At 66.1% G+C, this 19,095-nt stretch carries 19 protein-coding genes and 1 pseudogene; 12 read left to right on the top strand and 8 right to left on the bottom strand.

What is annotated here, in order from left to right; all coding sequences use genetic code 11:
- Both ACTIMF_RS12540 and ACTIMF_RS12535 read left to right on the top strand, forming a co-directional pair.
- Positions 1–845 (top strand): annotated as a pseudogene (locus ACTIMF_RS12540) (NADP-dependent phosphogluconate dehydrogenase); the annotation flags it as partial.
- 233 nt (positions 846–1,078) lie between these two features.
- Positions 1,079–1,456, top strand: coding sequence for a PPOX class F420-dependent oxidoreductase (locus ACTIMF_RS12535; protein WP_442350622.1), 378 nt, complete (start codon positions 1,079–1,081; stop codon positions 1,454–1,456).
- An 18-nt stretch (positions 1,457–1,474) separates the two neighbouring features.
- Here ACTIMF_RS12535 and ACTIMF_RS12530 read toward each other — a convergent pair whose 3' ends face one another.
- The gene (locus ACTIMF_RS12530) at positions 1,475–2,710 is read right to left on the bottom strand and encodes a M20 family metallopeptidase (protein ID WP_442350621.1); all 1,236 of its coding nucleotides are present in this window, start codon (positions 2,708–2,710) and stop codon (positions 1,475–1,477) included.
- A 67-nt stretch (positions 2,711–2,777) separates the two neighbouring features.
- On the opposite strand from ACTIMF_RS12530, the gene ACTIMF_RS12525 reads away from it, so the two are divergent.
- The 3 genes from ACTIMF_RS12525 to ACTIMF_RS12515 are packed head-to-tail and all read left to right on the top strand — an operon-like array spanning position 2,778 to position 5,029.
- The gene (locus tag ACTIMF_RS12525) at positions 2,778–3,746 is read left to right on the top strand and encodes a hypothetical protein (RefSeq protein WP_442350620.1); all 969 of its coding nucleotides are present in this window, start codon (positions 2,778–2,780) and stop codon (positions 3,744–3,746) included.
- A gap of 31 nt (positions 3,747–3,777) precedes the next feature.
- On the top strand, positions 3,778–4,323 hold the full coding sequence (gene pyrE / locus ACTIMF_RS12520; protein WP_442350619.1) for an orotate phosphoribosyltransferase: 546 nt from the start codon (positions 3,778–3,780) through the stop codon (positions 4,321–4,323).
- Positions 4,316–5,029 carry a TrmH family RNA methyltransferase gene (locus tag ACTIMF_RS12515; protein ID WP_442350618.1) on the top strand — a complete coding sequence of 238 codons (714 nt, stop codon included), beginning with the start codon at positions 4,316–4,318 and terminating at the stop codon, positions 5,027–5,029. The genes pyrE and ACTIMF_RS12515 overlap by 8 nt, the downstream gene beginning before the upstream one ends.
- 22 nt (positions 5,030–5,051) lie before the next feature.
- Here ACTIMF_RS12515 and ACTIMF_RS12510 read toward each other — a convergent pair whose 3' ends face one another.
- Both ACTIMF_RS12510 and ACTIMF_RS12505 read right to left on the bottom strand, forming a co-directional pair.
- Positions 5,052–5,462 carry a nitroreductase family deazaflavin-dependent oxidoreductase gene (locus ACTIMF_RS12510; protein WP_442350628.1) on the bottom strand — a complete coding sequence of 137 codons (411 nt, stop codon included), beginning with the start codon at positions 5,460–5,462 and terminating at the stop codon, positions 5,052–5,054.
- A gap of 148 nt (positions 5,463–5,610) precedes the next feature.
- A complete protein-coding gene (locus ACTIMF_RS12505; protein ID WP_442350617.1) occupies positions 5,611–6,267 on the bottom strand; it encodes a TetR/AcrR family transcriptional regulator in 657 nt (218 codons plus the stop codon).
- A gap of 52 nt (positions 6,268–6,319) precedes the next feature.
- Here ACTIMF_RS12505 and ACTIMF_RS12500 point away from each other — a divergent pair, with 52 nt between their 5' ends.
- On the top strand, positions 6,320–7,900 hold the full coding sequence (locus ACTIMF_RS12500; RefSeq protein ID WP_442350616.1) for a GMC oxidoreductase: 1,581 nt from the start codon (positions 6,320–6,322) through the stop codon (positions 7,898–7,900).
- Here the strand turns inward: ACTIMF_RS12500 and ACTIMF_RS12495 are convergent.
- Both ACTIMF_RS12495 and ACTIMF_RS12490 read right to left on the bottom strand, forming a co-directional pair.
- Positions 7,893–8,165, bottom strand: coding sequence for a hypothetical protein (locus ACTIMF_RS12495; protein WP_442350615.1), 273 nt, complete (start codon positions 8,163–8,165; stop codon positions 7,893–7,895). The two genes, ACTIMF_RS12500 and ACTIMF_RS12495, sit on opposite strands and share 8 nt — an antisense overlap.
- 181 nt (positions 8,166–8,346) lie before the next feature.
- Positions 8,347–9,057, bottom strand: a complete 711-nt coding sequence (locus ACTIMF_RS12490; RefSeq protein ID WP_442350614.1) for a DedA family protein — start codon at positions 9,055–9,057, stop codon at positions 8,347–8,349.
- A 148-nt stretch (positions 9,058–9,205) separates the two neighbouring features.
- Here ACTIMF_RS12490 and fbaA point away from each other — a divergent pair, with 148 nt between their 5' ends.
- Positions 9,206–10,240, top strand: a complete 1,035-nt coding sequence (fbaA, locus tag ACTIMF_RS12485) for a class II fructose-bisphosphate aldolase (RefSeq protein WP_442350613.1) — start codon at positions 9,206–9,208, stop codon at positions 10,238–10,240.
- Between the two features lie 95 nt (positions 10,241–10,335).
- Here fbaA and ACTIMF_RS12480 read toward each other — a convergent pair whose 3' ends face one another.
- On the bottom strand, positions 10,336–11,832 hold the full coding sequence (locus tag ACTIMF_RS12480; protein WP_442350612.1) for an Rv0361 family membrane protein: 1,497 nt from the start codon (positions 11,830–11,832) through the stop codon (positions 10,336–10,338).
- Positions 11,833–11,949: 117 nt separating this feature from the next.
- Here ACTIMF_RS12480 and ACTIMF_RS12475 point away from each other — a divergent pair, with 117 nt between their 5' ends.
- The 3 genes from ACTIMF_RS12475 to ACTIMF_RS12465 all read left to right on the top strand — a co-directional run bounded on the left by ACTIMF_RS12475 (position 11,950) and on the right by ACTIMF_RS12465 (position 14,568).
- On the top strand, positions 11,950–12,378 hold the full coding sequence (locus ACTIMF_RS12475) for a DUF3151 domain-containing protein (protein ID WP_442350611.1): 429 nt from the start codon (positions 11,950–11,952) through the stop codon (positions 12,376–12,378).
- Positions 12,379–12,475: 97 nt separating this feature from the next.
- Complete coding sequence (locus tag ACTIMF_RS12470) at positions 12,476–13,579, top strand: FUSC family protein (protein WP_442350627.1); 1,104 nt, start codon at positions 12,476–12,478, stop codon at positions 13,577–13,579.
- A 53-nt stretch (positions 13,580–13,632) separates the two neighbouring features.
- On the top strand, positions 13,633–14,568 hold the full coding sequence (locus tag ACTIMF_RS12465; RefSeq protein ID WP_442350610.1) for a cation diffusion facilitator family transporter: 936 nt from the start codon (positions 13,633–13,635) through the stop codon (positions 14,566–14,568).
- 18 nt (positions 14,569–14,586) lie between these two features.
- Here ACTIMF_RS12465 and ACTIMF_RS12460 read toward each other — a convergent pair whose 3' ends face one another.
- Together ACTIMF_RS12460 and ACTIMF_RS12455 are read right to left on the bottom strand one after the other, a co-directional pair.
- Entirely contained in the window at positions 14,587–15,372 is a 786-nt protein-coding gene (locus ACTIMF_RS12460; protein ID WP_442350609.1) for a site-2 protease family protein, read from the bottom strand.
- On the bottom strand, positions 15,369–16,010 hold the full coding sequence (locus ACTIMF_RS12455) for a hypothetical protein (protein ID WP_442350608.1): 642 nt from the start codon (positions 16,008–16,010) through the stop codon (positions 15,369–15,371). Before ACTIMF_RS12455 ends, ACTIMF_RS12460 begins: the two co-directional genes overlap by 4 nt.
- Positions 16,011–16,112: 102 nt before the next feature.
- On the opposite strand from ACTIMF_RS12455, the gene ACTIMF_RS12450 reads away from it, so the two are divergent.
- Together ACTIMF_RS12450 and ACTIMF_RS12445 are read left to right on the top strand one after the other, a co-directional pair.
- Positions 16,113–17,399, top strand: a complete 1,287-nt coding sequence (locus tag ACTIMF_RS12450) for an adenylosuccinate synthase (RefSeq protein ID WP_442350607.1) — start codon at positions 16,113–16,115, stop codon at positions 17,397–17,399.
- A gap of 51 nt (positions 17,400–17,450) precedes the next feature.
- Complete coding sequence (locus tag ACTIMF_RS12445; protein ID WP_442350606.1) at positions 17,451–19,079, top strand: adenylate/guanylate cyclase domain-containing protein; 1,629 nt, start codon at positions 17,451–17,453, stop codon at positions 19,077–19,079.
- The last annotated feature ends 16 nt before the right edge of the window (positions 19,080–19,095 follow it).

Below are 19,095 nucleotides of genomic sequence, written 5' to 3'. Positions count from 1 at the left end.
TCATCGGCGAGGCTTACGATCTGATGCGTAAGGCGCTCGACCTTCCCGTCGACGAGATCGCCGACGTCTACCGCACGTGGAACACCGGCGACCTCGACTCCTACCTGATCGAGATCACCGCCGAGGTCCTCGCACAGGTCGACGCCACGACCGGTAAGCCGCTCGTCGACGTGATCGTCGACGCCGCAGGACAGAAGGGCACCGGTCGTTGGACCGTCAAGTCGGCGCTCGATCTCGGCATCCCGGTCACCGGTATCGGCGAAGCGGTCTTCGCGCGTGCACTGTCGAGCGCCGGCGACCAGCGCAAGCAGGCGCAGGGACTCGCCTCCGGCACGCTCGCCGCGGCTCCGACCGACAAGGACGCGTTCGTCGAGGACATCAAGAACGCGCTGTACGCATCGAAGGTGGTCGCTTACGCGCAAGGCTTCGACCAGATCAAAGCGGGCAGCGTCGAACACGGCTGGGACGTCAAGCCCGGCGACCTCGCGACCATCTGGCGCGGCGGCTGCATCATCCGCGCGAAGTTCCTCAACCGCATCCGTGACGCGTACGCGGAGAACGCGGAACTGCCGAGCCTGTTGCTCGATCCGTACTTCCGCGACGCCGTCGAGAACGCCGTCGACAGTTGGCGACGTGTCGTCTCCACCGCGACCCTAATGGGCATCCCGGTACCGGCGTTCGCGTCGTCGCTCTCGTACTACGACGGCCTGCGCGCCGAGCGTCTGCCCGCAGCCCTCGTCCAGGGGCAGCGCGACTTCTTCGGCGCCCACACCTACCGCCGGACCGACAGAGAGGGTTCATTCCACACTCTGTGGAGCGGCGACCGCTCCGAAGTCGAGGCGTAGGCGGGGCAATCGCCACACGTTGAGCCTGATTCTTCACGCGCTGATCGAGCGCTCCTCGCGCGGTGAGCGAGGCTCTCTTACGCGCTGATCGAGCGGAGTCGAGATCCCGGTCTCGACTCCGCTCGACCAGCGGACGGGAGCGCTGGTCTCGACTCCGCTTGACTAGCGGACGGGAGCGCTGGTCTCGACTCCGCTTGACTAGCGGTTGGGCGAAGCGTCAGTAGGCTGGGGCGATGACCACAGTCGGGGAGATCGCCGAAGCGAAGTACGTCATGTTGACCACCTATCGGAAGACCGGCGAGTCCGTGGCGTCGCCGTTGTGGGCGGTCCGGGACGGAAACGACCTCGTCATGTGGACCGTCCGCGACTCGTGGAAGGTCAAGCGACTCCGCCGCGACAACCGGGTGCTCGTCCAGAAGTGCGACGCGCGTGGATCCAAGGCCGTGGGGCCGCAAGTCGCGGGGATCGGAACAGTGAACGACGACGGTTCCCGGGCAGGCGACCTGATCGTCAAGAAGTACGGGATCTTCGGTCGACTGACTGTCCTGGGCTCACGACTTCGACGCGGGGCAGCGGGAACCGTCGAGGTCCGCGTTCACGACGTGGTCTGACTGCGAGACTGTTGCCGGTTACGAGTCGGTCAGCAGGTCCATTGCGGCGCGTACGTAACTCTGTGCGGCGAACACCAGCTCCGACAGTCCGACGGACTCGTCGGGCTGGTGAGCCTGAGTGTTGATATCACCGGGGCCGAGCACCACGGTGGGAATGCCGAGCGAAGTACTGATGAAACCGCCGTCGCAGGCGGCCGTCCAGCCACCGACCGGAGCGTCGAGCGCGGCCCTCGACGCCGCCGACACCAATGGATGATCGTCGTCGGTTGCGAAGCCGGGCAAGAACATCGTCGGCGTGACCTCAACGTCGATCCCGTCGACGATGATCCCAGCGGCATGGATGTCCGCAAGCAGCCGATCCCGGATCTCGTGGACGTCCTCGCCGGGCATCAGTCGTCGGTCCACGCCGAGTGAGCACGACGGTGCGACCACCGAGATGCCTTGTCCGCCCTGGATGGTTCCGACGTTCCACGTGCCGAAGCCGAGGAGTGGATCCGGTTCGGCGGCCAGTCTGTCCTGGTCGGCGCGGATCACATCGATGACGCGGGCGGCGGCGTCGATGGCGCTGACACCGTCGCTCGGCCGTCCCGAGTGGGCGGCGCGCCCGGTCACCTCGATCTCGAAGTACGACGCGCCCCGGCATCCGCGCACGACTTCCATCCGGGTCGGCTCGGCGACGATGCACCCCGCGTAGGTCTCGACTCCGCTCGACCGGCCACGGGGACTCGACCGGCGGTAGAGATTCGGATTCTCGACCAGATGACGCACGCCCGTGCCGTGCTCCTCCTCGTCGACCGTGACGACCAATTGGACCGGGCCCGAGGGTGCGAGCCCGAAATCGCCGGCCCGCGACAACGCCGTCATCGCCGCGACCACCGCGGCGATCCCGCCCTTCATGTCCGACGCGCCGCGTCCGATGATCAGATCGCCGTCCCGGCGGGGCACGAACGGATCTGCCGACCATCCCGGCCCGGCGGGCACCACGTCGGAGTGACCGAGGAACATCAGACCCGGGCCGGTGCCTGCGTTCGGGGTGGCCGCGACGAGGTTCGGACGTCCCGGAGCGGCCTCGACGACGTCTACTGCGAACTCGGCGGCGCGGCACGCGTCGGCCAACACGGCCGCCGTCGACGCTTCCGTCCCGCCGGGGTTGACGCTCGGCTCGGCGATCAACGCGCAGGTCAGCGCTTCGATTGCCGTGGCGTCGACCGTCTCAATCAGCGCGGCGATGGCGTCGTCGCGTCGTTCGGTCATCGGGTTCCCTTCGGCGGCGTTCGAGTCGTGCATGGTTCGCGGGACGTTCGATAGTAGGATATCGGTGATGACCATTGTCTATTTCGTGATTGCGGCGCTCGCACTGGCCGGTGCGGCGGTTCTGTTGTGGCTTGACCGTAACCGGTCCGAACAGGTCCACCACCAGCGTGCAGTGTGGGGCGAGACGCACTCCTTCAAGTTCCGCGACAGCGACAGCAAGCTGCGCACCGTCTTCAAGCGTGCCGCCATGGACGCGCCGGACCACGTGCAAGTGCGCGACGTGGCTTACGGCGTCTACGAGGGCGCCGAAGCGGTCGTGTTCGACCTGGAGGAGACCGCCACCGTGGTCGCCGTCCGACGTCCGGCCGCCTCGTCGGTCACCGTCGACCTCCGGTACGAAGACGTCCTCGCGCCGGCTGAAGACGATGTCGACCTCCTCGGCGCGATGGGCTCGCGTGTCATGTTCGCGAGCAATCTCGACGCCGCGCGCCGGGTGTGCGATCGCCGCATGGTGACGCTCGCGACGGAGGCGCCCGACTACCTCGAGATCCTGTGGAACGAAGGCAACTGGGTCCTCGGCTCGATGCCGGTCACCACCGACGATGAGCGACTCGACGTCGCACTCGACTCGGTTCGCCGCTTCGCGGATCTGCTGCGCGTGCTGCCGCCCGCCGTCGATCCGCAGGATTCGCCGGACCCGCGCGACCCGCACGGCCCGATCCGGGAAGAGCTCGCGGACGAGAAGACGGAGTCGTTGCGCGACAAGGAGCGCCGTCGCCGCGCCGAAGCCGCTGAGGCGGCGAGATTAGGCGATGCAGGCCACAATGAGTCGTTGCTCGACAAGACCCCGCGCCCGCCGACACGTCCCGCTGCGCGGCCCGCACCCGCATCGGACGAGCCGTCCCGCGTGGAGCCGTTCCGTAGGCCCGCACCGCAGCCCGGTGCTCCGGACCCGACTCGGCCGACGCCTGCTCCGCGTGCGCCTCGCATGGATCCGCCGAACCTCCCGCCGCTGAACGATCCGCGCAGCCGCTGACGCGTCGCGCACTCATTCGAAAAGGACACCGATGTCGGACGCCGCCGCTGCCCGCGCACGCCTGGCCGAACTCGTCACCGAACTCGCCGTCGTCCACGGCAAGGTGACCCTCTCGTCCGGAAAAGAAGCCGACTACTACGTCGATCTGCGACGTGCCACGCTGCACCACGAAGCGAGTCGACTCATCGGCACGCTGATGCGTGAGCTGACCGCCGACTGGGACTACGCGTCTGTCGGTGGTCTCACCCTCGGTGCCGACCCGGTCGCGACGTCGATCATGCACGCCGACGGCCGCTCGATCGACACCTTCGTCGTCCGCAAAGCCGCGAAGACGCACGGTATGCAGCGTCGCATCGAGGGGCCGGACATCGCTGGCCGCAAAGTCCTTGTCGTAGAAGACACTTCGACTACGGGAGCGTCGCCGTCGCAGGCTGTCGAAGCCGCACGCGAAGCAGGCGCAACAGTCGTCGGCGTCGCAACAGTCGTCGACCGCGCGACCGGCGCCGATGAGGTCATCGCCGGGCTCGGGGTTCCGTACCGTTCGCTGCTCGGCCTGGCCGACCTCGGTCTTGCCTGACTTCGACCCCGAGGACGTGGACGGCGCAGGCTCCCCGAATCCGGACAGTGCAGGCCCCACCGAGTGGGCGACCGGCGTCGCGCCGACCGTCGGGGTCGGTCCGTGGGCGGCCGAACGTCCCGGCGTCGCTGCAGACGATCCGCGTCTCGACCCGGATTTGGTCGCCGACGGTGACCGTCGCAACGTAGTCGACGCGTATCGCTATTTCTCGCGAGAGGCGATCGTCGCCGACCTCGACACCCGCCGCCACGACTTCCACGTCGCCATCGAGAACTGGGCGCACGACTCCAATATCGGCACCGTGGTCCGCACTGCGAATGCCTTCCTCGCCGCCGAAGTCCACATCGTCGGGCGGCGTCGTTGGAATCGACGCGGCGCGATGGTCACCGACCGGTACCAACATCTGCGCCACCACGAGAACGTCGATGACCTCGTGGCGTGGGCGCGCGAGAATGACCTCGTGGTGGTCGCTGTCGACAACACTCCGGGCGCGTCCCGTTTGGAGACCGTCGAGCTTCCGCGCCGCTGCGTCCTGCTGTTCGGCCAGGAGGGGCCCGGCGTCAGCGAACAGGCGCAGGAGGTCGCGGCGATGACGGTGTCGATCGCTCAGTTCGGATCGACTCGCAGCATCAACGCGGGTGTGGCCGCGGGAATCGTCATGCACCGTTGGATCGCGGCGCACGCGGATCTCGATCAGGCGTGGTGAGGGGTCGGGCCGGGCGGCCTCGTCAGCTCCGTGTCAGTTTGAGGACTGGGATGACGCGGACACCTTTTGTCTTCTCCTCGTACTCGGCGAATCCAGGGTAGCGACTGGCCTGCTCGGCGTAGATTCGGTCGCGGTCGGCGCCGGTCACCTCGGTGACCGTCACGTCGAACGTCTCGGTGCCGATCTCGACCGTCGCGCGACCCGCATCGACGAGGTTGTAGTAGTACGCGGGGTTCGTCGGCGCCCCGGCTTTCGACGCGAAGATGTAGACGACGGCGGGATCGTCGTCGTCCGGCAGGTACATGAGCGGGGCGACGCTCTGTTTGCCCGACCTTCGGCCGACGTGGTGGATGAGGATCATGGGGGCGCCTTCGAACGGTCCGCCGACCCGCCCGTCGTTGGCTCGGAACTCTTCGATGATCTGCGTATTCATATCGCTCACCGGTCGGACACTACGCGAGTAGTGAAATGAGTCACAATCCAACGTCGCCTCTTCCATGGTTAAGTCGAGTGACTGACTATTGACGAGTGTGCCGTACGGCACAAGAACATGTGAGGAGGTGGTCTTTCGCGACCGATGGTCAGCCGGTTGTCACCGGTGCCGACCACAAGCCGACGAGTCCGTCGACCATTGCATCTGAGAATCCCTGCCACGACGTCGAGTCGGAGGCTCCGAGTTCGTTCCTTCTGCGTTCGAAGTCGGCGAAAGTCGTGATCAGGATGTTCTGCGTCATCAGGTTGCGAACTCGAACTGTCTCCTCCGCGAGCGGAGGCAGCGCCGCGTACATGCCCGCCAACGTCACCGCGAGCGACTCCGATCGTGCCGCTTCGGTGTACAGGACGGGCGCGGTCGCCGGACTGGTGGCCATCGCCAACCAGAACTGACCGAAGTAGCTCACGCCGGGCCCGGTCCCGATGTACTCCAATTGCGGCGCGATCAGGCACCGCAGCCAATCTCGCAACTCCGTCGATGTCCCGATGTCGTCGATGTTTCGCTGTCGGATGACATCGAGACGTTCCACGTGCATGCGCAGCAGCGTGCGCAGAAGCTCTGTGCGCGAACCGAAGTGGTATCCGACTGCGTAGTTGTTCGCCTGGCCAGCGCCCTCGCTGATCTGGCGGTTCGACACGGCGTCGAGACCCTGCTCGGCGAACAGACGCTCGGCGCACGCGAGTAGGCGTTGACGCGTCTCCTCGGCCTTCACTCCCCGGTCCTTCACACCCCGATCACCGCTCACCCGTACCCCTTCGTTCGCTTCATTGTTCCCCATCGAAAGGTTCCTACGTCGCATGCCCGTCTCACGTCGAACATTTCTCGCCGGTGCCCTGGCCGCCGGATCGTCTGCTGCAGGGCTCGCGATGAGTCCGCACGCGAGCGCGGCGCCGCGCCGTGTGCGGACCGAGACATCGGATCACCGCGTCATCGTCGTCGGCTCCGGCTTCGGCGGAGCGGTCACCGCGTTGCGCCTCACGAGGGCAGGTGTGCGGGTGCTGCTTCTCGAGCGAGGCCGCGAATGGAAGACCGGGCCCAACGCCCGCACGTTCCCCAGTCCCACCAACCCGGACAAGAGGATGTTGTGGCATAAGAGCGCGCCGACGCTGTTCGGTCGCCCGTTCTCACCGGAACCGTACGCAGGCCTTGTCGACGCAATGGTCGGTGACAACATGACGGCGGTGACGGCGGCCGGGCTCGGCGGCGGAAGCCTTCTCTACCAAGGGATGTCACTCGAGCCGGCAGAGCACGTATTCAACGAGTACCTGCCCGAACAACTCGACTGGGTCCGCATGCACGCCACCTACTATCCGCGCGTATGGAAGATGCTGCAGTTGCAGACCGCACCCGATTCGCTCATCCGCACTCCCGAATACAAAGCGGCGCGGCTGTTCGCGTCGCGAGCGCGTAAGGCCGGGCTTCCGGTGTCGAAGATTCCAATGCCGATCGACTGGCGGTACGCGCTCGATGAGATCGCAGGCAAGATGCGGCCATCGTACACGGACGGCTCCGGTGCGCTCGGCGTCAACAACGGTGGCAAGCACAGCGTCGACACCAACTACATCGCGCAGGCTCGAGCCACCGGGCTACTGACTGTCGCGACCCTGCACGAGGTGTCCGAGGTGACACAGACGAAGGACGGGCGGTGGAAACTGGCGGTGACGCAGACCGATGAGAACGGTGATCCGGTCGCGCACAAGACCATGACCGCACGAGCCCTCGTGATGTCTGCGGGCAGTGTCCACACGACGCGGCTGCTGCTGCGTGCACGTGAGGCAGGCGGTGTCGACCTGCCCGACGCGCTCGGCACCGGGTGGGGGACTAACGCAGACCGCATCTACGTGTGGAGCAATCCGAACTTCGATTTCGGCGCCACCCAGGGTGGCCCCGTCGTGTTCGGCAGCTTGAACTGGGACCGGGCCGACTCTGCGCATACCGTGATCCAGGCGTCGATCCCGTCGTTCGGCGTCGACGTGCACAGCACCATGATGGTCGGGTACGGCGTGAGCCGGTCGCGCGGCGGTCTGCGATACGACGCGTCCACGGGCGATTCCCACCTGTACTGGCCCGCGGACGGCGACCGAAGGATCCAGTGGGGGCACATCCATCCGACGGCGACCAGGATCGCAGGCGGAGGATCGGTGCTCACCGATTCCAACCGCTTCCTCGACACCACGTGGCATCCTCTCGGCGGAGCCGCGATGGGAGCGGTGTGCGACCTGGAAGGGCGCGTGCACGGCCAGAAGGGGCTCTACGTGATCGACGGCGCGCTGATCCCCGGAACCGCGGGCGCCTGCAATCCGTCGATGACGATCGCCGCCGTCGCCGAACGCGCACTGGACCGCATCGTCGCCGCCGACGTCGGCTCGATCATTTGACGCGGAGCGTTCGCGTCACCGGACCGAGTCGGGACTCGACCCGGTCGAACACGTCGGCCAACTGGATCGGATCGTCGACGTCCGCGACGAGTGCGACCGTGTACCCGGAGCGGCCGACCATGAAAGGGACCACTGAACGGTAGTCGCGGCCGACGATCGCCACCGGTCGGCCCGTTGACGTCAGCTCATGTGCGAGTCGGGAGGCGGTGTCGTCATCGATGACGAGCAACGGAATATCGGCCGGGGAAATCGTGTGATTCTGCATGCCTCAACGATCTCGCCCGAACCTTGGAACTGCCCTGCGGTTCGTGTGTGCATCGGCTGGGAGGTCTCGACTCCGCTCGACCAGCAGAGGTCCGCTCGACCGGCGGTGGTCTGATCGACCGGCGGTGCCCGGGTCTCGGACTCCGCTCGACCAGCAGAGGTCTGCTCGACCGGCGGTGGTCTTACTCAGCAGCGACCGCGTCGTCCTCGTTCTTGCCGTTACGGCGGCGGCGGAGCCACTCGAAGACCATCGGCAGTACCGAGACGAGAACGATCACGATGAAGATCGGCTCGATCAACTTCTGGACGATCTCGAACTGGCCGAGCCAGTAGCCGAGCAGGACGATGCCCGCACCCCAGACGATGGCACCGACGACGTTGTAGACGGTGAAGACCGCGAACTTCATACGCGCGGCACCCGCGACGATCGGGGCGAGCGTGCGCACGATCGGCACGAAGCGGGCCAGGAAGATCATGATCGGCCCGTGCTTCTCGAAGAACTGATGCGCCTCGTCGAGATAGCGCTGCTTGAGGAAGCGGGCGTCGGGTTTGAACATCGACGTACCGACGTAGCGGCCGATCCAATAGCCGATCTGCCCGCCGATGATGCCGGCGATCGGGACTCCGATCAGCAGCGGCCACAACGTGAGCCCCGAGTCTGCGACCTTCTCGGCGTGCTCACCGGTTTGACTGCCTGCAGCGATGAGTCCGGCCACGAACAGCAGAGAGTCGCCGGGCAGAACCGGGAACAGCACACCGGACTCGATGAGGATCACGAGGAGAAGGCCCCAGAACGCGACGGGCCCGAAATATCCGATCAGGTTGAACGGGTCCATGAAGCCGGGCATCAATGCCACATTCGAGGTGGTCTCGGCGAGAAGAGTGTCGATCACAGGCCCCAACCCTACCGGTGAAACCTTCCAGAAACCTTAAAGCGCCCGGTGGTGGGGTGTGACACCGAACCGAACGTGACCTGGCAAACTGTGGAGGAACCCCGTAATACAAAGTGGAGACCTCCACCAGGCTCGACAGGACGTGAGTATGCCCATCGCAACACCCGAGAAGTATGCAGAGATGCTCGCCAAGGCGAAGAACGATGGTTACGCCTTCCCGGCCATCAACTGCACGTCGTCCGAGACGATCAACGCAGCCATCAAGGGCTTCGCCGATGCAGGCAGCGACGGCATCATCCAGTTCTCCACCGGCGGAGCCGAGTTCGGTTCCGGCCTGGGAGTCAAGGACATGGTGACCGGCGCGGTCGCACTCGCCGAATTCGCGCACGTCGTCGCCGACAAGTACGACGTGTCGATCGCGCTGCACACCGATCACTGCCCGAAGGACAAGCTCGACGGCTTCGTGCGTCCGCTCATCGAGATCTCCCGTGAGCGCGTCGCCAACGGACAGAACCCGCTGTTCCAGTCGCACATGTGGGACGGCTCGGCCGTGCCGATCGACGAGAACCTCGAGATCGCGAAGGAACTGTTGGCCGCAGCCAAGGCTGCGAAAATCGTCCTCGAAGTCGAGATCGGTGTCGTCGGAGGTGAAGAGGACGGTGTCGAGAACGAGATCAACGAGAAGCTGTACACGTCGGTCGAAGACTTCGAGAAGACCGTCGATGCCCTCGGAACCGGCGAGAACGGCCACTACCTACTCGCCGCGACCTTCGGCAACGTGCACGGCGTCTACAAGCCGGGCGGCGTCAAACTGCGCCCGGCCGTCCTCAAGCAGGGCCAGGACGCGGCCACCGCCAAGCTCGGTCTCGACGCCGAAGCGAAGCCCTTCGACTTCGTCTTCCACGGTGGGTCCGGATCGCTCAAGAGCGAGATCGAAGAAGCCGTCAGCTACGGCGTCATCAAAATGAATGTCGACACCGACACCCAGTACGCCTTCACTCGGCCGATCGCCGGACACATGCTTGGCAACTACGACGGCGTGCTGAAGATCGACGGCGAAGTGGGGAACAAGAAGGTTTACGACCCGCGCAGCTACCTGAAGAAGGCTGAAGCGTCGATGACCGAACGTGTCGTCGAGGCCTGCAACGACCTCGGATCGACGGGTAAGTCGATCGGTCGCTGACCGACTTTCCGAGACACAGCAGAAGGGGCGCCCGATGATTCGGGCGCCCCTTCTGCTGCGTCTGCTCATGCCGTCGGCCCAGTTCGGCCGCTCGGTCAGTTCAGTTTGGTGCAGACCTTCCAGTCGCCGTCGACCTTGTGCAGGGTGATCTGCGCGGGCACCTTCTTACTCGAGTCGCTCGTGTTGTACATGTCGACGCCCGCCCGAGCGGTGTCCCCGTCGATCGACACCGAGTTGACCTCGTCGAACGTCATCAGCTCGTTGCGAGACTTCTGAGTGTCGTACGCCTTGGAGAAGTCGTCGTCGGAGACCGATGTGTAGTACTTGTTCTCGTCGCCGCACGTGATGTCGCGCAGCTCCGACAGATCGCCGTCGTTCATCGCGTCCTGGTACGAGGAGGCTGCATCGGCGACCTCGGACTCCGGAGAATTGCCTGCGAACAAGTAGAACGCGCCGACAACGATGGCGGCGACGACAATGAGTGCCGCGATCAGGCCTGCGATCAACTTGCCGCGGCCCCTCTTCTCGCCCGCACCGTCTGACGGTGCGATCACCTGCGGAGCGGCCTGAGACTTCGGCTTGGCCTGCTGCTGAGGCTGAGCCTGCGGCGCCTGGGACTGAGCCTGTGGTGCCGGGGGGCGGGGTTCGCCCTTAGGTGCCCGCTCGTCCGGCGACGCGTCCGAGGCCGGCTTCTTCTGGGTGCTGATCTTCGCCGTCGCAGCACCCGCGGCCGCGGCTGCGGCTGCGGGCGCGGCGATCTGCGCAGTCGGTGTGGAATCCGAGTCGTCGGGCTCGTCGTCGGAGTCCTCGTCAGGGGAGTCTTTCGAGTCAGCGTCTTTCGAGTCGGGGTCTTTCGAGTCGGGGTCGGCCTCGTCCGCTTCGGTCTCTTCGACGTCGGTGTCCTCCGCGTCGTTCTCGTCCCCGTCGGCGACGTCGTCGGCCGAGGCGACATCGACCGACTGCTCCACGACAGCAGCCTTGGCCGGAGTCTCCGTTTGTTCCCGGTCGTCGGACTCGGGAGCCTTCGCGGACGTCGGTTCGCCGACGACGGTCTCCTCGGCCAGCCCGGTGGTCTCCTCGCCGGACTCGCTGGTCTCCTTGGCGGACTCGGTCTCGTCGCCATCGGAGTTTTCGGTGCCGTCTTCGACGTCGGAGCTCTCGGTGCCGTCTTCGACGTCGGAGCTCTCGGTGCCGTCTTCGACGTCGGGGGTCTCGGAGCCCTTCGCTGCCGCTGCGCCCGCGACGCTGGCGGGAATCTTGAACGCGCGCGTCGGAGACTCGGAGCTGCCGCCCTTCGGCTCGGGAGCCTTCTTCTCGTCGTCGCCGAGCTTCACCACCGGGGTCGGTCCCTGTCCCGACGTGCCCTGTCCCGACGTGCCCTGTCCCGACGTGCTCTGTCCCGACGTGCCCTCGCTCTTGACCGACTCATCCTCGGTGGAGTCGCTCGCGGTCGACTCCGCGCTCTCGGGCCTGGTCTCTTCCGGCGTCTTCGCGTCGCTGCGCGACGCGTCGGACGCCTTCTCTCGGCGTGCACGGAAGGCGCCGACCACCTTGTCGATGGCGGCTGGTTTTTCTTTATCAGAATCAGGCATCTGACTCAATCCTGTATCGCGTCGAGGTTGAAAGCGCGCGAGGCGCGATGTCGAGACTATCGAATGACTGCCGCTGCGGTCTCCTCGGACAGCCCGGATGAATGATTGAATGGCCGTGTGACCTCATTCGGAGACCTTCTCGGACCCCAGCCCACGCTCCTCACCGGAGACGACGAAGCGGAATCGGACCTGCTCAACGGAGCGGACCCGGCCGCTGTGGCCGCAGCCCACCCAACCGCATCCGTCGCCTGGGCGTACCTCGCTGAAGCTGCACTCGACGGTGAGCCCGCCACCGCCGGTGTTATCGCTGCGTACGCCTACGCACGAACCGGCTACCACCGCGGCCTCGACCAGCTCCGGCGCCACGGATGGAAGGGGTTCGGCCCCGTTCCGTGGAGCCACGAGCAGAACCAGGGGTTCTTGCGCTGTGTCGGCGCTCTCGCCCGTGCAGCCCAAGCCATCGGTGAGGAAGACGAGTACGCCCGGTGCCTGGACCTGTTGAATGACAGCGACCCGCGCGCGATCACTGAACTCGGACTCGACTGACCTCGCCGACCAGACACTGAAGCGACGCCGACCCGATATGGATCCCGCCCGCACGATCCGCGACGCAGGCCACGCGAGTGACCAGGCGTTGCAGAGCATGCGGGCGCGCCTCGGGGCGGCGATCCCGAAGTTCCTCAGGGTTCGCCTCCGACGGCTCTGGCTGTCGTTCGTCCCGATCCTGCAATGCGCACTCGCGGCCGGGCTGGCCTGGTGGATCGCTGCCGACGTCGTCCACCACGAACGACCGTTCTTCGCGCCGATCGCCGCCGTCGTCTCCCTCGGGCTGTCGCTTGCGAAACGGTGGCGGAGGTCGGTCGAACTCATCGGCGGTGTCCTCATCGGGATCATCGTCGGCGACATCGGCATCTCGATCCTCGGCTCCGGAGCATGGCAGATCGCGGTCGTGGTCGCCGTCGCAATGAGCGTCGCGGTATTCCTCGACCGGGGCGTCATGATCCCGATCCAGGCGTCGTCGTCTGCGGTCCTGATCGCCACGCTGATCCCGCCCGGCGCCGGTAGCTTCGGGCGGGCCATCGATGCGCTCATCGGCGGCGGCGTCGGACTGCTCGTGGTCGCACTCGTCCCGGTCAACCCGGCTCGTCGCGCCAGACGAGACGCGGCGGAGATCCTCTTGATACTTCGCAACCTGTCCGCGGACCTGGCCTTTGCGCTCCGTCTTGAGGACGAGGAGGGCATCTACCGGGTCCTGGCCACCGCGAGAGGAACCCAGGGCGCCATCGACTCGCTGCGGGCGGGCGTCACGGCCGGCCGTGAAGTCAGCAGGCTGTCTCCCCTGTACTGGTCCTCCAGGCGACGGATCGAGCGCATCGGCGCCACCGCCGACCCGATTGACAACGCGGTCCGCAACTTCCGTGTCATCTGCCGTAGAGCATTGGGCGTGACGCAGCGGGGCGTCGCGGTGGAACAAGAGATCATCGGCATCGTCGACGATCTTCAACTCGGCTTCGAGACTCTTCGGGCGATGATGATGGCCGAGCCGGGAGACAGCCCGGACCAAGCCGACGCCGCGCGCGTCATCCGGTCGATCGTACGCAAGGCTCGCACCTCCCTCGCGGACGGCGTCGAAGATCTCTCCGAGGCCGCCATGCTGGTCGAACTCCGTTCGCTGCTCGTGGACATGCTGATGGTCACCGGCCTCAAACGATCATCGGCGATCGCCCAGTTACACCGGACTCAATGAGGGTCAGGTCACCCTAACCTTGACATATTCAGTAGTGCGCATAGATTGAGGTCATGAGTAGTGACCACGGGCATGAGGGGCACAGCCACGGCCCCAGTGCGGCCGATGTGGCATCAGGGGCGACCGATCGTCGGATCTGGCCGATGGCGGTGTCGGTAGGCATCATCGGCGGGTTCTTCGTCGTCGAACTCGTCACCGGCCTGCTCTTCGGGTCACTAGCGCTGGTCGCCGACGCAGGACACATGCTCACCGACGTCGTCGCCCTGACCATGGGGCTCTCGGCTCTGCTCCTCGCTCGGCACGGCCGCGTCACCGACGGCCGCAGCTTCGGCTGGTATCGCGCAGAAGTATTCACCGCCGTCGTCAACGCGGTCCTATTGATCGGCGTCGGCGTGTTCGTCCTCGTCGAGGCGATCCGCCGCATCGGCAGTGACCCCGAGGTACCCGGCGGCCCGATGATCATCGTGGCCGTGTTGGGGCTCGTCGCCAACCTCGTCGTGATGCTGCTGCTACGAGCGGACGCCGAGGGGTCGATCGCGATCCGTGGCGCCTACCTGGAAGTCCTCGCCGACGCCGTCGGCAGTGTCGGCGTCCTGGTCGCAGGCATCGTCGCGCTCACCACAGGTTGGGGCTACGCCGACCTCATCGTCGCGGTCCTCATCGCGTTCTGGGTGGTCCCGCGCGCACTGAAGCTCGCGCGCGACGCGCTCAAGATCCTCAACCAGCAGGCGCCGTCGCACATCGATCTCGCCGACCTCCGCGCGCGTCTGGCCGATGTTCCCGGCGTCGACGACGTCCACGATCTGCACGTCTGGTCGGTCACCACCGGCATGGACGTCGCGACGGTGCACCTGACCGCGTTCGGCGACCACACCCGAGTACTCGCGGACGCACGTGCCGTCCTCGACGCCCGGGGCCTCGAACACGCGACGGTCCAGATCGAGTCGTCGGGCAGCCGGGCCGCATGCACCGGCGAACTGACCTGGTGAGAACTCGCCGTACGGGCGCTACAACCAGAACGCGAACAGGTGCCATCCGTACGAGACGAACAGCGAGTCGACGCCGAACAGTCCCATCAGCCCTTCGACGAGCGCGAAGAACGCACGATTCAACGCTGGAAACCACAGCACGACGAGCACGATGAGGAACCCGAACGGCGCGATCTTCTCGGCAGACCGACGCACATCCCACGATAGGTACGGCTCGATCGCGTGGTATCCGTCGAACCCCGGCACCGGGATCAGGTTCAGGATCAACGCGGTGAACTGAAGGAAGGCGAGCATCGCGAGCGACGACCACAGGTTGAGGTTTCCGAGGTCGTCTGCCAACGGCATCGCCGTCAGCACGATGCACAGCACGACGCCGAGGATCAGGTTCGCGCCAGGCCCGGCCAACGCGACCTTCGTCCGTTGTGCTCTGGTGAAAGCGCTGTGATCTACATAGACGGCGCCGCCGGGAAAACCGATGCCGCCCAACGCGATGATCAGCAGCGGCAATGCGATCGACAGACCCGGATGCGTGTACTTGAGCGGATTCAACGTCAGGTAGCCGCGCAGCTCTGCGTTGCGGTCGCCGTACCGGAACGCGGTGAACGCATGCCCGAACTCGTGCAGGCACAGCGATATCACCCAGCCGGACAGAACCAGCAGTATCGCGCCGAGGGTCGCGGTCGCCGAATCGTCGCGCCCCGACGAGACGAGTAGTGCCACACCGCCACCGAAGGCGATGCAGAGACCGAGGAAGACGGCGCCGGGCCGTACCGACTTCAGCGCGACTGCGGTCGGTGTCGTCACTGGTAAACCAGTCTCCAGTCGATGTGATGCCGGTAGAAGGTCGACCGTTTGACCAGACGCTCGGTGACGACGCCTTCGCGCTCGACGACCAGATTGCTGCCACCGGTCTGTACCGCCCGCCCGGTCTTCCACCCGCCGGGGAGCCAGCGTGCGACACGCCCACGTACTCCCGGCTCCTCCGGGATCGGCTCGATCTCCACGGCGTCCACGTCGCCGTCGAACAGGCGATCTGAATCGACGTACGCCTCACCGTGCAGCTTGGCGCCGTCTGCGCCCAGGTGGCGTGCGCGGCCGACCAGGACGGTCGCGGCGTCGTCGCGGATCAACGGCAGGCTGTGCGCGACGCCGGACTCGGCGAGTGCCATCGCATTGGCGCCGTACTTGAGGTTGTATGCCTTTGTCGCCGGCGTCTCATGCGGTGCGACATAAGCGAATTCGACGTCGAGTCGGTCTTGCTTCATGACCGCGGCGACGATCTCAGACAGGAACACGTCGGGTTCGACACCGGACTCTTCGACTTCGGGAGGAGCGACGATGATTCGAGTCAAGTCGGGGTATTCGAGGGCCTGCGCAACCAGAACTGCAGGTGTCGGGCCGTTCTCGGCACCTGTCGTCGGGGCGAGGTGAGTAGAGGACACGGCTACCAGGATAACGGCGCGGTACGTAGGCGCCGTGGACTCGGGGTCTGACGGCACGTCCGCACCCAGTAGGGTGGACGCGAACAGGAGGAGCACCGAACTATGGCTGCGATTGTGCTGATCGGCGCCCAGTGGGGCGACGAAGGCAAAGGTAAAGCGACGGATCTGCTCGGCGGCAAGCTGCAGTGGGTCGTTCGCTACCAGGGTGGGAACAATGCAGGACACACCGTTGTCCTGCCGAACGGGGAGACCTTTGCGCTCCACCTGATTCCGTCCGGCATCCTGACGCCCGGCGTCAACAACGTGATCGGCAACGGTGTCGTCGTCGACCCGAGCGTCCTCCTCAGTGAGCTTCGCGGCCTGGAAGAGCGCGACGTCGACACGTCGCGGCTGATGCTCTCGGCCGACGCCCACCTGTTGATGCCGTACCACGTTGCCATCGACAAGGTGACCGAGCGATTCCTCGGCAACAGCAAGATCGGCACCACGGGCCGTGGCATCGGGCCCTGCTACCAGGACAAGATCGCGCGTGTCGGTGTCCGCGTCGCCGACGTCCTGGACGAGAAGATCCTCACCCAGAAGGTCGAGGCGGCTCTCGAGGTGAAGAACCAGATCCTCACCAAGATCTACAACCGCAAAGGCCTCGATCCCGCGGAGGTCGTCGATGAGACCCTCGAGCTCGCCGAAGGCTTCAAGCACCGGATCTCCGATACTCGGCTCCTCCTCAACCAGGCGCTCGAGCGCGGCGAGACCGTCCTCCTCGAGGGCTCGCAGGGCACGTTGCTCGACGTCGATCACGGCACCTACCCGTACGTGACGTCGTCGAACCCGACCGCGGGTGGCGCGGCCGTCGGCGCCGGTATCGGCCCGGGCCGGATCGACACCGTCCTCGGCATTCTCAAGGCGTATACGACGCGCGTCGGTGCGGGCCCGTTCCCGACCGAGCTGTTCGACGAGTGGGGCGAGTTCCTCGCCAAGACCGGCGGCGAGGTCGGCGTCACCACCGGCCGCGGACGTCGTTGCGGCTGGTTCGACGCCGTCGTCGCGCGCTATGCGACTCGCGTCAACGGCATCACCGACTACTTCCTCACCAAACTCGACGTCCTGTCGAGTCTGGAGACGGTCCCGATCTGCGTCGCCTATGAGGTGGACGGCGAGCGCGTTGACGACATGCCGATGACGCAGACCGGATTTCACCACGCGAAGCCGATCTACGAGGAGATGCCCGGCTGGTGGGAGGACATCTCCGGCTGCCGCACCTTCGAGGATCTGCCTGCCAACGCGCAGGCCTACATCCTTCGGCTCGAAGAGCTGTCGGGCGCGCACATCTCGTGCATCGGTGTCGGCCCGGGGCGCGATCAGACGATCGTGCGCCGCGAGATCGTCTGACCGAGGACGGCACAGGTGTGGCGGCCGAGCTTCAATCGTGACTACGGTTCCATGCTGCTCGGTTCCGCCGACCAGTCCGCGCGTAGCGCTCGGCTCCGAGTCCAGACACTCCTCACGTTCGCGGTCGTGCTCGCGAACGTCATCGGCATCGTCATCGCGCTCGGCCTCGGAGCCGTCGGGATCCCCGAACCGTCGCTGCTCCGCAGAGATCTGATCTACGTCAACTTCATCGGGGTGCCCGTCTACATCGTCGTGGCGCTCGTCGTCGGTGTCTGGGTAGGTACCGCGTCGACGGTCAAGGCGGTTCGGTGGGCGATCTCCGACGAGACACCCACCAGCGACGATGCGCATCGCGCGAGTCGAGCCCAACGACGACTGGTGTGGCTGCAGGGCCTGCTCTGGGTCGGCGGGGCCGGCGTGCTCGCGCTGCTCTACGGGCTCGTCGACCCGTCGCTGATCCCGAAGGTCGTGCTGATCGTCCTGATGTGCGCGACGGTCGTCGTCGCCATCGCGAGTATCTACACCGAGATCCTGTTGCGACCGGTCTGGGCCAAGATCATGGAGGCCGGGCTCGGTCTCAAGGGAAGCTCGGTCCGGTCGCGTGCGATCAACTCGTGGGTCGTCGGTACCGGGATCCCCCTGACCGGTATCACCCTGGTCGTCCTGTTCAGCGTCCTACGGCCGGATACCAGCACGGCCAACGTCCTCATCGCGGTGACGGTGCTCGCTGTGGTCGCCGGCTGCGTCGGGCTCGGATCCACCATGCTGTTCGTCTGGAGCATCACCGGGCCGTTGCGCAGCGTGCGCTCGGCGATGTCCGCGGTCCGCCACGGTGACGTCGGCCAAGACGTGGACCTACTCGTTTACGACGGCTCGGAACTCGGCGAGCTCCAGTACGGCTTCAACACGATGGTCGGCGGACTCCGCGAACAGGAACGCCTCCGCGACCTGTTCGGCAGGCACGTCGGTCGCGACGTCGCGGCGGCGGCGTTGCGCAGCGATCCCGAACTAGGCGGTTCCGAGAGGACTGTCGCCGTCGTGTTCGTCGACGTCATCGGTTCGACGACGATCGCCGAGAAACGATCGCCGACCGAAGTCGTCGCACTGCTCAATCGCTTCTTCGCGGTCATCGTCGAGGTGACCGAGCGGAACGGCGGACTCGTCAACAAGTTCGAGGGCGACGCCGTCCTCGCGATCTTCGGGGCTCCCGTCGGGATCGACGATCCCGCGTCGTCCGCGTTGGCGGCCTCTCGCGAGATCGCAGACGGCCTCGCCGCCGACGTCCCCGAACTGTCCGCCGGGATCGGCGTCAGCTACGGCACCGTCGTCGCGGGCAACGTCGGGGCCGTCCAACGCTTCGAGTACACGGTGATCGGCGATCCGGTCAACGAGAGCGCCCGCCTGTCCGAGGTCGCGAAGCACGATTCGCGTCATCCGGTCGCCTCGAAGCGCGTGATCGACGCAGCCTCCGACGATGAGGCTGCCCGCTGGACGCTGTGGCGCGAGGAGACTCTCCGTGGCCGCACCGAGCCGACGCCCGTCTACACGGCTTCGTCTCTGCCGCCTGTCGAGCCTTATATATCGCCGGTCGAGCCTCCCAGGTCGCCGGGCGAGGGGATTGGAGAAACCGTGCACCTAGTAAGGGGGGGAGACAGAGCTGGACCCGGGGGGTGGTTGTAGCCTACACGCGAAGCAC

It is taken from the genome of Gordonia sp. (in: high G+C Gram-positive bacteria), assembly GCF_052106715.1.
GTDB lineage: Bacteria > Actinomycetota > Actinomycetes > Mycobacteriales > Mycobacteriaceae > Gordonia.
This window is presented reverse-complemented; position numbering and strand designations above follow the sequence as displayed.